This is a genomic window from Peribacillus frigoritolerans, assembly GCF_001636405.1.
Lineage (GTDB): Bacteria > Bacillota > Bacilli > Bacillales > DSM-1321 > Peribacillus > Peribacillus frigoritolerans.
In genome coordinates this window covers 1,186,791-1,201,151 of sequence record NZ_KV440950.1, presented here as the reverse complement: position 1 = coordinate 1,201,151, position 14,361 = coordinate 1,186,791, and the positions used below count along the sequence as shown (strand labels likewise).

The window sequence follows — 14,361 nt, the reverse complement described above, 5'->3', positions numbered from 1 at the left end:
TGATCCCCTATCTAACTTTAAATCCTGCTAACAGCCGTGTAGATATTACTTCGACAACACAATATTCTATACTGGTTACACATATTGGTACACCATTAATGGATTTATGCTTCCAGAAGGAAGAGATAAGATGATCGAGAAAGTTTTGAATGTGAACATTTGGGCAGGGCTCTTTCTCAACTTTGTCATAGTGGAGTGGATGATCCTTAATAAAAAAACGGGTAGAGAAATCAGCTAATTGACTTGTTTGGTGAAGATTCTTTGTAACTAAAAAAAGTAACTATTCGTTGCTAAGAATAGTTACTTCAAATGAACCGGATGGGAATAAATAGGACAGGAGAGAGTTGTCCTATCTACTTTCATTATATGGAGTTACGATTACAAGGTGAATAAATTATCTGTTAGAGAAACAGTTTGAAGAAACTTTGCTTAACCTGCCCCTTTAGTTCGATAAGAAAAGGAGCTGCAAAAGCAACTCCTTTAGATGCGAGAAACATTCTTTTAAACTGTTACGAGTTTATATGTTACTTCAGGCGAACTACTTATATCGTCTTTTCTGTCTATGTTTGAATTAAAGCGTGACAATGATCGGTCCATTTTTAGTAAGGATAATCGTATGTTCCACTTGAGCTACAAAGCTTTTTTCTGTAGCATAGGTCCAACCGTCTTCTTTTTGGAATACCTCTTCTTCAAAGGTTGAGATGAATGGTTCGAATGCGATAACCATCCCTTCCTTTAATATGTCATTATCCCATGGATCATAATAATTACAAATATGGTCAGGTGCTTCGTGTATTCTACGTCCAACACCATGTCCTGTAAGGTTTTTGATAACCGTGAATCCATGCTGTCTCGCTGTTTCGAACACCGCTTTTCCGATTCTGCTTTTTTTGGAACCGGGTTTTGCTTTCTTAAGGCCCGCTTCAAATGCCTTTTTGGCGACGTCGCATAATTTCGCTAATACTTCTTCTCCTTCGCCTACTACAAATGAGATTCCTGTATCTGCGAAATAACCGTTCTTTGAAGCAGATACATCTATATTTACTATATCCCCTTCACGAATAACCCGATCACCCGGAATGCCATGCGCCACTTCATCATTTAGGCTGATGCAAGTATAGCCAGGAAAATCATATTCACCTTTTGGAGCTGAAACTGCACCCGCTTGTTCTAAACGTTCCCCGGCTATATCATCAAGTTCTTTGGTCGTTATGCCCGGAATTGTTCTTTGTACCAATTCATCTCTAATGGAGGCAATAATTTTGCCAATTTCCTTCAAACCATTAAAATCATCTTCTGTTTTTGCAATCATTTTTTTCTACCTCATTATCTTTTATCATCAATAAACTATATAAGCATTCATTATACCTTTTATTTTAGCGAAAAATAAAAGCAATGTACATAATTGGGTACGATGCCCCTCAGCTTGAATTTTTCCTCGATCAAGAAAAAGACAACAACCTTTGCAGCAGTACCTTTTTTTATCCTATAATGATGCGCTCTTTAGGATAGTGATACGCATGTTTTAATGGTTTGCCCCCCATACTGAATAAGAAGGTAAACATCCCGATTTTCCCTATAAACATTAAAGTCATGATTACGACCTTCCCGGCAGTACTCAATTCCGGTGTAATGCCAAGCGAAAGGCCTACAGTGCCAAAAGCAGAGGAAACTTCGAATAAAATTTCCGTTAGGGAAAAGGCAGATTCAATGCATTCAAGAATGACAACTGCCACACTGCACAGGATCATACCTGTTGTGAAAACGATGAATGACTTGATGATATCTTCATCATCGATCTCCCTTTTGAATATTTTTATTGTTCTGTTCCCTTTCGCATAGTTGTAAATGGCAAGCAGCATCACAGCAAACGTGGTGGTTCTTATCCCGCCCCCAGCACTGCTGGGGGATGCCCCTATGAACATAAAAATACACAGTAACAAAATGGTAGGTACTGAAAATTGATTGACGTCGCTGATCGCCATTCCGCCAGTCCTTGAAGATGTCGAATAAAACAAAGAATGGACAAAGGATTGATGCCAAGTCGTTTCCACATAGTAATGACTGTACTCAAACAGATAAATGAGAATGGCTCCAATTACGATCAGTATGAAAAAAGTTGCGGTTGTAATTTTTGTGAACAAGGAGAACCGGAATGGCATCTTTCCCTTATGCCTGAGCCACTGACTTACCTCCATTAAAACAGGAAACCCAAGGGATCCGATAATAAAGAGTATTATATTAAGGGTCAGGACAAAATAATCGTTTGCAAACGGAATCAGTGATTTTCCAGTGATATCAAAACCGGCATTTGTCGTAGCAGACACAGAGGCGAAGAAACCCTGCAAATAAGCCTCTTGCCATGTTGGGAAATACTTCAAAAAATATGTACCGAAGACAATAGCCCCTAATAGCTCAATCATGACAAAGAAAAAGAAGATCATTCGTATGAATCGAACAATCCCGGAAAAAGTGGGGCTGTTTTGTTCTGTCGTCATGAGTATTCTTGCCCTGAGTCCTATTTTCCTTCCTGATACAAGCCATAGTATGGTTCCGAAAGCCATGACCCCAATTCCACCAAACTGGAGGATGATGGAAAAAATAAACGTACCGGGAACACTGAGCAGCTGGCTTACATCTTCCGTGGATAATCCCGTTACAGTTACCGCACTAATAGAAATGAATACTCCATCAATAAATGAGAGCTCTGCATTCTGCGTTTGAGTAATGGGAAGCAGCAATAAAATGGTTGAAACCACTACAGCTACCAGGTAATAAAAAACGATGATTTGAGCAGCAGATAGTCGGTTTGTTAAGTTCTCTATTTTACTATTCATTTCTCTCCAACTTCTATATGTTTTTTGACAAACATATACCTGATTTGAACGTACCATTGCATAACTTCAACTTATATTAATTTGTCCATTAAATTAGGAAAATAAACTACCCCGTTAAAGAAGACCGATCGAATGACTGCGTTATACAAATCTAGTTTGCATAAACAGCTAAAACCCCTTAAGGACCTCAAGGGGGTTAATCGTTCGTCAGTTCGACAAGAAAAAATGGCTGCCGAAGCAACCACACTCATTGAAGAAAGCATATCCTGGCTTAGCTTCTCAAATAAACAACACTGTTTCTTCGTTCTACTTGAAAATTTAAATCATCCTTACTATTAAACATATAACCAACATCTTTATTATTCTCCAAATCAAAAGATATGCCATATCCAGCTACCTTATAGGCAGCTCCGATCTTCAACTTACGAACCCGTTAGTTGAAGATGATTATCGATAATTATTGTGAACGGGTGTAAACAAATCCTCATTAGAATTTCTAACAAGTGAAAAATTGTCTACATTATAGTGACCGTGAAGGATTTCATTGTGATGAAGGATTATTTGATTTGCAGATAAGTTCTTGGAATCAGAAGTGGAATGACCATCACCAACTAATGTTACATCAAAATGATTGATTGTTGCTGTTCTAACGGCTGAATCAATACAATGTTCCGTCTTACATCCCATTATTACAATATGGTCTACATTGTTTTCACTTAAATGTTCGTGTAATGGAGTGCCATAAAACGAATTTGTGGCAGCTTTATCAAATATGATAGCAGTTGATGGTACCTTAATATCCCTGTGTATCTGGAATCCAGGTCCTTCACCATGTGAAACATCTAAATCTCTTATAAAAACAACAGGGATATCTTCCTTTATCGCTTTTTCAATGACAGTATTAATGTTAGTAACGATTTTTTCTTTTTCAAAGACTCCTTGTTCCTCCTTATTACCTTCTATTAATTCCTGTTGAGCATCGATTATCAGTAATGTTTGTTTCAATATTTTCCCCCCTAAAGTTATTGGCAGCTAGATTTTTCCTGTTTTTCATCAGAAGCCATTCTTACTAAGCTCTTTATATTTTCGTCAATGATTTACCAATACCTTCTTGAACGATCCTGCCCCTTTATCTCCAAAAGAAAAAGCTGCCTTATAGACAGCTCCGATCTTCACAAAGGCACTTGATAGCTGAAGAAGCCGGTTACTTTCCGGAGTTTTCATCAACAGGTTTTCGTTTATGTTTTTCATTAATGATCTTTTTATTAAATACCTTAACTCCTCCAACCATTAGTAACCTCATATCCTCTACAATATTCTTGGCTAACTCTTGGTCAGTGATGTCATCTCCATCAATATCAAGGCGGAATTCCTGCCCTTGAAGCCCACCGCCATTAGTAAACTTGATTTCAAAGTCAAATTGAACTCTTTTATCCATTTGAACCCTCCTCATATATTGATTGATACTGAATTGCATTGATAGGTTAGCCTTTTGGAACACACGGTTTTTACACCTTTCACAGTTCCCACTAGACATATTCCAGAAAAAAAAACCATTCCCTTCTTCAACTAACCGCCCCGATCATTTCATAAATAAAAGAGCTGCCAATTTCAATAATAGATTCATTAGAAAAACTTGGAATTTTAGTTGTTGTATATTAAGATAGTAAATGGTTAACATTTCCCATTATATAGGAGGAGACATATGAAAAAGAGAATTCTACATACGGTACTTTCGATTGCTGTAGGAGCAGGGATACTTTCCGTTGGTGATGTTCCTGCCCAAGCTAAGAGTCAAAATCAGGAGATGAATGACTCATACGCAATAGCTTTTAAAGGTGGATTACCAGAGAATTATCAAGAGGTAATACGGAAAGCCGGTGGTAAAGTAATCAAAGTCCTTCCCGAGGTTGGAGGAATAGAAGCTCAATCTGACGAGCCTTCTTTTCTTAAAAACCTAAAAGCTCATTCTTCAATAGAAGCTGCTAACAGAGAAATTCCCCTAACCTTAAACAAAACAGCAGTCAGCCCTTATAACTATGGGTCCAGTATCATCAGCCAGCAAAATTCTGATAGTTATTGGGACTCCCAATGGGATATACAAAGGGTGACCAACGACGGGAAATCATATGATTTAGAAACAGGCGGATATAAAAATAAAGATGGCAGCATTACTCATAAAGCAGTGGTGGGAGTGATTGATACCGGAATTGATGAGTCTCATCCTGACTTAAAGAATAATAATTTAGGCGGACGTAACCTTGTTCCTGCTGGAATGGATGAATCTGAAACAGGTGATCCCACTGATATTAAAGATCGCAATGGGCATGGCACTCACGTTGCCGGGATCATTGGAGCAAATGGTAAAGTAAAGGGTATAGGACCGGATTTAGGAATCAGATCCTATCGCGCATTATACTCAGAGCAAGCCCTTGGATTACCAACTTGGATTATAGATGGAATCATTGCAGCAACAAATGACAAGGTAGATGTTATTAATATGTCTCTACGTTTCTATAATAATAACAAAATGACAATTGAGGGAGAAAGTTATAAATCAATCGCTGAAACGTTACTTTGGAAGAGAGCCATTCAATATGCAGTAAAGAATGGGGTAACTGTAGTGGCCGGCAGTGGTAATGAAAGTTTAAATTTAGATGACAAGAAGGAAGTTAACGAATTTTTAAATAAATTGTATGAACCATATGGAATGAGCGTGAAAGGGCCTGCAACCGTAGTACCGGCACAGATGCCAGGAGTCATTAATGTGTCTGCCTCCACAAAATGGTCAACTCAACAGCTTGCTTTCTACTCTAATTATGGAAACAGTGCCATTGACGTGGCAGCTCCCGGAGGCGATTTCGGTCCTGAATATGCAGAAACCAATGACCCTGCGGCGGCTGATCCAAGTAACTTAATCCTAAGTACCTGGCCTACCTATTTAGGTACTTCATATGAGTTTAATGCTGGTACTTCCATGGCCACTCCTCAAGTTGCTGGAATTGCAGGGGTTATTAAGGCAGCTCATCCGGAATATAAACCAGCCCAAGTAACAGCACTCATTAAGCAAACAACTCTTGACTATGGAAAGAAAGGACAAGATGCTTTATTTGGCTCAGGAGAAGCAAATGCATATAGAGCATTAGAAAATATAAAGAAGTAGCCTATATTTCTGAAATATTAATAGTACAAGGAAAGGTTCTTGATCAGAATCTGTAACCCAAACAGTAATTGGGAAAAATATATCCATAACAACAAAGGCTATTTTCCCGAAATATAAAAAACGGAAACACATAAAATGCGTGAGGCCATATTCTAATTAACACAACTCACCAGTTAAAATTCATCCCCTGCTTAAATGCAGGGATTTTTTGTTTTATCGCTTAATTACAAATTCTAGTCCAAGTAAATATACATTTTCCAATTTGTGTTATGGTATTATCCTGCCCTTTATTTTCATAAGTAATGGCTGCCGGCTAGCCTCACCTTTTTATGATTTTGGCAATCTTGAAAATTCCAAATCCGCAAAGAATTATGAGACCCATTATAATAATTGGTATCAAAATATTAAATGACATTGAATCATCTCCCTTTAAATTATGTAAGTCATTCTTATATCCATATAATACCACCAAAAACATCTACTTATTGAGCTAGCGGTACACAAACCTTTAATTCTATAAAAAAAAGGAACTGCTTTCACAGTTCCCAATACTTTAGGCAAAAGGAGTTCCATCCAAATTTTTAAACATAGTTGATTGGAGCGGGTGTGCGAGACTCCTGCGGGAATAGCGAGTCCAAGGGAGACCCCACAGGCGCAAGTGCGCCGAGGGCGAACCGCCCGCGGAAAGCGAGTGCCCTACGTTCCAATCAACGTCCAAATTTGTACAAACAAAAAAATGTGGACAAACTCGATTTTCACAGTTCCCTTTTGTATTTTCCCAATGAACAACTAGAGCCAGTCTGCACTTTCATCAGCAAACCTTTGGAAGTCATTCATAAAAACACTTGCATGATAACCATCACAAACTGCATGATGAATTTGCAACGAAACAGGCAAGAACCATTCATCTTTTATTTGTGAATATTTCCCCCCGGTTATAATGGGTAAGAGAAAATCGCCACCATTATTAATATTTAAATTAAATGCTGTAAAAGAACTCCAAGGGATCATGGATATCGGAATATGATTATCTGGTATAGGGGTCTTTGGAAATAAACTACCCGTACCATTGTATTCTTCTACATCTTTTTCATACTGGGAATGGAATTCAGAAAACCTACTTGCATTTGGTGACCAGATGCTAGAAAATGTGTATGTCTTCTTATCGAAAATTGTATAAGAAGGCAAAATTTCTGACCAATAACCTAAATTCCCTTCTTGGTTAAAGCTGGTTCTAAATTCTCGATGGGAATTAACTATTTTTGTAACCATGAAAATAAACGCGGGATATAACTTATAATTTTTCTTCTTTAAGTTTTCCATTAGAACAGTAATATTCATTTCATTCGTTATACTGAATGTTGTTTGTTGTTGTAAATAGTGTTCAAAGTACTCTTTTCGAACCCAATTTTCACGATCAATTATATTGAATTTCATATACAACGCCCTCCTAATGTGTTTTACTTGATTATTTAGGAGGCTATTTCCTCTGCTTTTTTCATGACAGTCATCCTTTTTTAAAAGAATTTGTACCCCAATATTATTAAATATTCCCAGACTAAAATCAACTTACAGAGATTACTTTCTTTTACGATACTGCCCCGTTAGCCATCTATGCAGCGCAAAACCGGTGCTGCACCACAGAGAATGAAAATGGGGTTCGGGGTCAATAATGTTTAACGGCTGGCGAAGAAGGTCGTAGAACTATGGTGCCTTTGAGCCCATCCGTTAGTCTGACTCCGACGACCGCGGTATACCACCGACTGTCGCGCCCTTTATGGGTAGCACTCATGGGAGATTAATCCTTTTTTGGTCGTCGCGCTAGCCTCTACTTAATTTGCTATAAATTGGAGGTTTTTGTTTAACGATTTACCAAACTCAATCAGATCACTCATAAGGCTCAGCCCTTTTTTAAAAAGCGTTTTTACTGGGTCTGTTGTGGTTTTTTCTGGCCGCAAATTGGCGGCCCTCTATGGCGCTAAAGCACCCGTTCGTATAAGTACAATAATTACCAGACTTAAACTAATTTCTTCTTTTTTGATAAAAGAAGCTGCCGATTAGCAGCTAAATTCGCTGCAACTTCCTTCAAGTTAGACACCGAAGAAGAAAGAAAAAATTTCTAATATAATAAGAACTATTAATAAGTTACTTAAAAGAATTATTTTTTAAATAATAATACGTATTTTCCTTATACTTGCGCATATTAAAAACAATAATATCGAAAGCGAGATGGATACGTATTGTCTAAACAAGGGATGCAAAACAAGGATCAAACGAGAAAGCAAATCGAGAAACAGGATAAAAGAAATGATGTTGAATTAGGTAATGAATTTCAAATTGGAAACACAAGTTCACAGAGCTCAAAAAAAAGTGGACGTCAGGTAAATAAAAAATAACCCCGATCTTTCGGGGTTATTTTTTCGAATTTATGAACTTTTTTAAATGTTACATTTCTATTGGAGAATGACAACAATGTCATTTTTACACTCCAAAAATATAAAACCCTGTCCTAAGATTAGGACAGGGTTAACCTAAAGATGTTTAAGATGAACACACTTCCTCCAACTTAAAACATTCCAATAAAACTATTTCATATAAAATTACTGCTGCACTATCTGAATAAGGTTGCCGCATGTATCATCGAAGACCGCTATAGTGCTTTCTCCCATTTTTGTCGGCTCCATCGTAAACTTCACGCCGTTTTCCAATAGTCGTTTGTACTCATTATGAATATCTGCAACGCCAAACATTGTTGCTGGGATGCCTTCGGCTACTATCTTCTTTTGATATTCCTTTGCGGCAGGATGCTCATTCGGTTCGAGTAAAAGCTCGGTACCGTCAAGAGCCTCGGGAGAAACAAGCGTAATCCACCTGAATTTCCCCATGGGAACGTCATGCTTTTTTACAAATCCCAGCTTTTCTGAATAAAATTCCAGTGCCTTGTCTTGGTCTTGTACGAATAAACTGGTAACAATGATTTTCATAATCTTTTGCCTCCTTTAATATTTACCACGCTGGTGCTCTGCAAACAATTTGGCTCCAATCCGAAAAAACCACACATTCTTCAGTAGCCTGTTCCGATTTTATAAAATTACTCTATCCATCCTTTCAGCAAGTTTTTAAGTGGTTCGTTGTTGAACATTAGTACTCGATATTTTCCCTTTCGTTTTGATTTTACGAGTCCTGCATCTTCCAATGCAGCTAGATGTTTAGCGATTGCCTGTCGCGAAATGGCAAGGTCGTGCTTTGTAATGAGACGTACCGTAAGTTCATACAACGTCAGCTCGTTGCGTTCAGATAGTTCGTCCAATATCAGCCGCCGAGTCGAATCGCCGAGTGCTTTGAATATAGCGTCTTTATCCCACATACATCGATTATAAGCAACTCTGTGGTTGCATGTCAATAAGTATAAGCAACTTTATGGTTGCTTGTCAATAGCACCTATTCCTGATCGGGATTTCCAATAATTACAGACAATTTAAGTATTGGTTTTAGTTTTTCATCTTAAACAGTCCCGTTAAGTAACGCACCCCTTTAGATTACTTAGCTCGTGCGAAATTAGTGCATTGCCTTATCAGATTCCCCCTGCCTAATTTGGTACTAATGGACAGTTCTAATCATATTCTTATTAAAGAAAACAATAAGAAGGGGGGCAAAATCAGTTGATAAAAGTGAAGGTTGGTTTACGGCCCATTGTAAGTAAGATAAATTTACCTACTGTTTTGAAAACGACTATACTTCCGGGTGACTCCATTGAAAGATTATTTATTGCAACCCAGGTAGGAGAGATCTTTTACATAGGAAACGGAGAGATAAGGACTTTTTTAGATATTCGCTCGCGAATTCTAAAACTAGGTGCTTCTGGTGGCGGATATGATGAACGGGGATTGCTGGGGCTCGCGTTTCATCCCGAATTTTATTATAACGGCCTGTTTTACCTTCATTATTCAGTGGCAGGAACACAAGGTCCAGGTGCTCTTTCTGAATCTTTTAAGCCTGACCCGTGTGATCCCAAAACATTAAACCTAAGGTGGATGAATAGAGAAACTAAATATGATCATATTGATACAATTGAAGAATGGATTTTACAAGCGAATGGTCAACCCCAAAAACGACGGACATTACTTAACTTAAGACGGCCATTTAAAAATCATAATGGTTTCAATAGTTTAAACTTTTCACCCGAAACAGGAAAACTTGTTTTAACAACCGGAGATGGCGGATCAGGCTATGATCCATTTAACTTAAGCCAGAATGATCTCGAAATCGCCGGTAAAATAATCGAAATGGATGTAGGCAAGAATCTATACATCAATAATCCACCCATTGTCACACGTTTTAATGAACTTCCCACACCCATTCAGGAAACGCTCATGGTAATGGCCAAAGGGGTGCGCAATATACCAGGTATTTCATTTCAAAGATTTTATAATCAGTATATTAAGTATGCGGGAAATGTCGGACAGCGTTTGGTCGAATCGATTTTTTCATTCGTTCAGTATAAACCAATACCGGTTACTCAGCTTACTCAAGCTTATTCCATGAATTCTGAACCTGACAAAGAAGGATTTATTAACTTTGGCTGGCGAGGTTGGGAAGGTGCTTTTCCTGCTTCGATTATAAGAAAGTGCACGGAAAATTCGACTTTGAATGAAAAAATAACTGCTTATTACAATGAAGCAGCTGCGCTTTCAGGGAACCGTCTTCAGCCTTTGACTAGTTATTTTCATGAAGATACCAGACCCGATAAGTTTGGAGGAACTGCAATTACAGGAGTGCAAGCCTATATGGGGGAAAGAATCCCTGCTTTGACAGGAAGCGTTGTGTTTACCGATCTTGCCCGGAAAGAATCTCAACCTAAGGTAAGAGGGGCTTTAGCTTATACCACCGTAAGGCCAAATGGTCAACAAAATGATTTTAGTGTGATACAAACCGATTATGATTTTGGGTCTCAATCAGCTTATTATGTTAATTTGGGAACGAACCTGGATCAAACCAGACTCTATTTAGGGGTATATGGCTCTATGAAAGTGACTGATTTTAACCAAGGTACGATTTTTGAAATCGTTGAACCCTAACTATAAAATTCTACTTAATCATGAATGAATTGAAATTAAAAACGAGTGATGGAGACTCACTAAACTATAATCGTTTTTAATCTTTTATAAATGATTAAAGCCATTTCAACCCACAACCAGCTATAAATGAAGGCTAATAAAAAGCCAGTTATCAGAAATGAAAAGGAAACGGACACGGCTGGACCTAAAACCGGAAAGTGAAAAATAAATAGTAGACTCATAATTCCTGACATTAAAAGAATGGCACCAGCAGCAATAACACTTAATCTCTTCCTAAAAAAAGAAAAAGATGCCCCTATGCCAAGTCCCAACAATCCTGTTGTAAAAGGAAATACAATGAGTTCAGTTGGCTGTAGGATGAATAACAACATAATTGTCAAAAGGTAGGTCACCACTCCAAATGGAATGGAAAACATGGAACCTAACAGAATGGGTGCAGTGGCTAGCGGACTTATAAAGTATCCGATACCTGGTAAAAAGCCTGGAGCAGCCTGAAGTATGGCAGCAATGCAAGCAAAAATGGACACTAAAATGAGCTTCATCGTTCTATTATGTTTATTGAATAGGATTTGAGATAAACGAACCTCATCAGAAATAGGTTTAAAAAAATACACATTTCCACCTCATTCTAAATGGTTTATACGTTACCGTACATTATATTTGCCATTCATTAGAGGTGGAACCATTATTAATGACCCAACATCCATATCCTGAAATGAAAAATGTTTTTCCTTTGCCTAATAAAAAAACAAGGCCATATTTGGCCCTGCCTTTTATTCGACGATCACTTTCCCAACCATTCCTTCCTGGAAATGGTACCGGCATATCAGTTCATATGTACCCGGCTGTTTCGGTTGCACGGTAATGGTTTTTTCTTTACCTGCCTGGACTTCTGCGTCAATTCCGAGCTTTTCCACTGTGAAGGTGTGCTCTTTCTTACCTTTGTTTTTCAAAATCAACGTTGTGGCTGTTCCATTCGGAATAGTGATGACTTCCGGATTAAAGAAATCATCGTTCAACTCGACCTCAATCGATTTCACCGCAGGCTGAGTTACAACACGGGATTCGGCAAATACGCCGAATGATCCTAGAGTTGTCACAACTACAACCGTTGCAAGCATAACGACCAAACCTGTTACCCACTTTTTCACTGACATTCGCAATCCCTCCTTCCCTTACCCTATCTTTTTCTAATTCATAAAATATTATTACTATTAATTTGGTTACAGTGCGCGTTCAAATAGGTGAAAAGAAAAAGATCGCCACTAATGACGATCTTCTGGAGTCCAATCTTATGATTTTGCATCATAGTCTTTTTGACATTTTACCATTATAAATTTAAATGGAGGTTTATTTTCCGCATTCTTATGCGGCTCAACAATTTCGAAAACTCTATCAGTCCATAATTTCCAAATTCTTGTTTAATCGAGTCGGAATCATAAAAAAAACATTTTCATCCCTTCCATTATCTCGAAATAGTCTTTACCTACCCTTTGATCTGTTATCTTTTTAGCTCTTTGGACTCACCATGTATCTGCAAAATTACACCTCAACTTTATTTGATTTACCCATATTAATTATTCAATTCAACTTTATTAAAACCTTTAAAAGAATAAAAATCCTATTATGATTTTTCAAGAAACTTGGCACCGTTAGTTCCATAAAAAGGTTGCCGCAGTAACCCTTTGTTATTCTTTCCACTGCCTTCAATATTTATCTATCGTAGCACCAATGACGGAGGCACGAATGAAATCTTGTTTTTGGAAACGTCTAAGCTCCTCTGCCGTACCAGTCACGACGGCCCCGTTAAAGCGGATTTCCCCTTTTGAAGATTGGGTGTTTTCCTTGATTCCCTTCAGAGCTTCTTTAATAGAGCTTTTATGGCTGTCTGTTTTACTCAGTTGTTCCAAAGTCTGTATGAATCCATGCCCGCTTTCATCAAAAAAAGGAACTTCTTGAATGACTTCGAATCCAAAGGCACCGCCACCGCCCTTAGTTTTTAACCTATCAGAATCCAGTTCCTTTGTCATTCTGTCCATTTGGGCGACAGTTGTTGTATCGACCCATAGCCAATTGACATTTTCATAGCCAAGCTTCTCATCCAACGCTGCTAAAGTCATAGGCTTCTTAAAGGAAAGGGCAACCTCGATTAATGTATTTTTGTCCAAACCAACGGCAGTATCAAGTTCATCCGGTAAATAGTCATAGGACAAACCTGGATAATAAAAATCGATTTTCCTTTCATTATTGAAGTCATTATAACGGACCGTTCGTTTCTCTTTTTCGTTAAAAATATTGACTTCTACCATTCCACTTCCTCGTTCAATGGTGTTTATCCTTCCGAACAATGGGATTTTTTCGGTTTTCTTATCCCATACTATTGAACGGTCACCAATGCTTTTACGGTAGGTCGTTTCTTTTGTTACACTAAATAAATTGTAATTACGGCTGCTATCCCCAAATGATATATTTGCCCCATGAATCATCTCATATATACTACTACTCTGATTCTCTAGCCGTTTATTTAGGATATATCGACTGCCTGTGAAAAGTATGGTCATCAGGATGGTAGTTGTAAGTACAGCAATGAAAACATACTTGATCGTCTGCTTCCTTTTTGTTTTTTTGAGGGCCTTTTGCAAGGAAGGTGTGCTGATAAAGTCGATTTCTTCCTCTTTTTTTGATTCGTGATTATCGCTCATGGTTTGCCTCCTTATAAATCTTCGCTAATTGTTTCCTGGCTCTGAATAAATTCGTCTTAATAGAACTGATAGGTTTCTCTAATAACTTGGATATCTCTTCATACGATAAGCCTGATTGATACTTTAATAACAAAAGTTCTTGAAAGTGCGGCTTTACCTTTGATAGTGCATATCCAATCTCTTTATTCCTTTCTTTTTCAAGGAAAACCACCTCTGGAAGCTCCCTTTTATCCGTCTCTAAAAGTCCTTCATTTAAATTGAGGTCGTACCGCCGTTGCTTACGGCACTGATCATAATGAAAATTTAATGATACACGTATCAGCCAACTCCTTATCTTGGAAGTCTGAATCGTATCGTAATAAAGCAGATACTTATAGGCAGTTTCCTGAACAACATCCTCTGCATCGGCTTGTGAAATACCCAATTTCCTCAAGTATCTATATACGATATTAAGCTCTGAATTAAGCTCGTTATTCCTATTTATGTCATCCATCATCGTCCTCCTGCCTACTAGACGTATACCTTTAAGAAAAGTTTACAATTTTAATCACACAAAATAGTTTTTTAGTAAATAGTTTCGA

General features: G+C 37.9%; 14 protein-coding genes and 1 pseudogene. 3 read left to right on the top strand and 12 right to left on the bottom strand.

Annotated features, from left to right (window positions below):
- Window positions 1–571 precede the first annotated feature (571 nt).
- From map to A6755_RS05915, 4 genes are all read right to left on the bottom strand, one after another.
- Window positions 572–1,312 carry a type I methionyl aminopeptidase gene (gene map, locus A6755_RS05935; protein WP_063590074.1) on the bottom strand — a complete coding sequence of 247 codons (741 nt, stop codon included), beginning with the start codon at window positions 1,310–1,312 and terminating at the stop codon, window positions 572–574.
- A gap of 169 nt (window positions 1,313–1,481) precedes the next feature.
- Complete coding sequence (locus tag A6755_RS05930; protein WP_063590073.1) at window positions 1,482–2,837, bottom strand: TrkH family potassium uptake protein; 1,356 nt, start codon at window positions 2,835–2,837, stop codon at window positions 1,482–1,484.
- 447 nt (window positions 2,838–3,284) lie between these two features.
- On the bottom strand, window positions 3,285–3,842 hold the full coding sequence (locus tag A6755_RS05920) for a cysteine hydrolase family protein (RefSeq protein ID WP_063590071.1): 558 nt from the start codon (window positions 3,840–3,842) through the stop codon (window positions 3,285–3,287).
- A 199-nt stretch (window positions 3,843–4,041) separates the two neighbouring features.
- Window positions 4,042–4,275: a hypothetical protein gene (locus A6755_RS05915; protein WP_063590070.1), complete on the bottom strand. Its 234-nt coding sequence runs from the start codon at window positions 4,273–4,275 to the stop codon at window positions 4,042–4,044.
- Between the two features lie 267 nt (window positions 4,276–4,542).
- Here A6755_RS05915 and A6755_RS05910 point away from each other — a divergent pair, with 267 nt between their 5' ends.
- The gene (locus A6755_RS05910) at window positions 4,543–6,000 is read left to right on the top strand and encodes a S8 family serine peptidase (RefSeq protein WP_063590069.1); all 1,458 of its coding nucleotides are present in this window, start codon (window positions 4,543–4,545) and stop codon (window positions 5,998–6,000) included.
- 789 nt (window positions 6,001–6,789) lie between these two features.
- Here the strand turns inward: A6755_RS05910 and catA are convergent.
- Complete coding sequence (catA, locus tag A6755_RS05905; protein WP_063590068.1) at window positions 6,790–7,437, bottom strand: type A chloramphenicol O-acetyltransferase; 648 nt, start codon at window positions 7,435–7,437, stop codon at window positions 6,790–6,792.
- A gap of 803 nt (window positions 7,438–8,240) precedes the next feature.
- On the opposite strand from catA, the gene A6755_RS26930 reads away from it, so the two are divergent.
- Window positions 8,241–8,396, top strand: a complete 156-nt coding sequence (locus tag A6755_RS26930; RefSeq protein ID WP_164468797.1) for a hypothetical protein — start codon at window positions 8,241–8,243, stop codon at window positions 8,394–8,396.
- Between the two features lie 204 nt (window positions 8,397–8,600).
- On the opposite strand, the gene A6755_RS05900 is transcribed toward A6755_RS26930, so the two are convergent.
- On the bottom strand, window positions 8,601–8,984 hold the full coding sequence (locus A6755_RS05900) for a VOC family protein (protein ID WP_063590067.1): 384 nt from the start codon (window positions 8,982–8,984) through the stop codon (window positions 8,601–8,603).
- 107 nt (window positions 8,985–9,091) lie between these two features.
- Window positions 9,092–9,367, bottom strand: a complete 276-nt coding sequence (locus tag A6755_RS05895) for an ArsR/SmtB family transcription factor (protein ID WP_048679554.1) — start codon at window positions 9,365–9,367, stop codon at window positions 9,092–9,094.
- 295 nt (window positions 9,368–9,662) lie between these two features.
- Here A6755_RS05895 and A6755_RS05890 point away from each other — a divergent pair, with 295 nt between their 5' ends.
- Window positions 9,663–11,078: a PQQ-dependent sugar dehydrogenase gene (locus A6755_RS05890; protein WP_063590066.1), complete on the top strand. Its 1,416-nt coding sequence runs from the start codon at window positions 9,663–9,665 to the stop codon at window positions 11,076–11,078.
- 59 nt (window positions 11,079–11,137) lie between these two features.
- Here the strand turns inward: A6755_RS05890 and A6755_RS05885 are convergent, their stop codons facing one another.
- The 5 genes and pseudogenes from A6755_RS05885 to A6755_RS05870 form a co-directional block, all read right to left on the bottom strand.
- Window positions 11,138–11,692, bottom strand: a complete 555-nt coding sequence (locus A6755_RS05885) for a hypothetical protein (RefSeq protein ID WP_063590065.1) — start codon at window positions 11,690–11,692, stop codon at window positions 11,138–11,140.
- A 159-nt stretch (window positions 11,693–11,851) separates the two neighbouring features.
- Window positions 11,852–12,235 carry a cupredoxin domain-containing protein gene (locus tag A6755_RS05880; protein WP_063590064.1) on the bottom strand — a complete coding sequence of 128 codons (384 nt, stop codon included), beginning with the start codon at window positions 12,233–12,235 and terminating at the stop codon, window positions 11,852–11,854.
- A 135-nt stretch (window positions 12,236–12,370) separates the two neighbouring features.
- Window positions 12,371–12,574 (bottom strand): annotated as a pseudogene (locus A6755_RS26550) (SAM-dependent methyltransferase); the annotation flags it as partial.
- Between the two features lie 210 nt (window positions 12,575–12,784).
- Window positions 12,785–13,780: an anti sigma factor C-terminal domain-containing protein gene (locus A6755_RS05875; RefSeq protein ID WP_063590063.1), complete on the bottom strand. Its 996-nt coding sequence runs from the start codon at window positions 13,778–13,780 to the stop codon at window positions 12,785–12,787.
- Window positions 13,770–14,273 carry an RNA polymerase sigma factor gene (locus tag A6755_RS05870; RefSeq protein ID WP_063590062.1) on the bottom strand — a complete coding sequence of 168 codons (504 nt, stop codon included), beginning with the start codon at window positions 14,271–14,273 and terminating at the stop codon, window positions 13,770–13,772. Before A6755_RS05870 ends, A6755_RS05875 begins: the two co-directional genes overlap by 11 nt.
- Window positions 14,274–14,361 lie beyond the last annotated feature (88 nt).

Excerpts from the sequence above, each read along its gene's own strand:
- A6755_RS05910 (WP_063590069.1), top strand. The coding sequence starts at position 4,543 with ATGAAAAAGAGAATTCTACATACGGTACTTTCGATTGCTGTAGGAGCA.
- A6755_RS05895 (WP_048679554.1), bottom strand. The coding sequence starts at position 9,367 with ATGTGGGATAAAGACGCTATATTCAAAGCACTCGGCGATTCGACTCGG.
- A6755_RS05870 (WP_063590062.1), bottom strand. The coding sequence starts at position 14,273 with ATGGATGACATAAATAGGAATAACGAGCTTAATTCAGAGCTTAATATC.
- A6755_RS05900 (WP_063590067.1), bottom strand. The coding sequence starts at position 8,984 with ATGAAAATCATTGTTACCAGTTTATTCGTACAAGACCAAGACAAGGCA.
- catA (WP_063590068.1), bottom strand. The coding sequence starts at position 7,437 with ATGAAATTCAATATAATTGATCGTGAAAATTGGGTTCGAAAAGAGTAC.
- A6755_RS05930 (WP_063590073.1), bottom strand. The coding sequence starts at position 2,837 with ATGAATAGTAAAATAGAGAACTTAACAAACCGACTATCTGCTGCTCAA.
- A6755_RS05880 (WP_063590064.1), bottom strand. The coding sequence starts at position 12,235 with ATGTCAGTGAAAAAGTGGGTAACAGGTTTGGTCGTTATGCTTGCAACG.
- A6755_RS05875 (WP_063590063.1), bottom strand. The coding sequence starts at position 13,780 with ATGAGCGATAATCACGAATCAAAAAAAGAGGAAGAAATCGACTTTATC.
- A6755_RS05915 (WP_063590070.1), bottom strand. The coding sequence starts at position 4,275 with ATGGATAAAAGAGTTCAATTTGACTTTGAAATCAAGTTTACTAATGGC.
- map (WP_063590074.1), bottom strand. The coding sequence starts at position 1,312 with ATGATTGCAAAAACAGAAGATGATTTTAATGGTTTGAAGGAAATTGGC.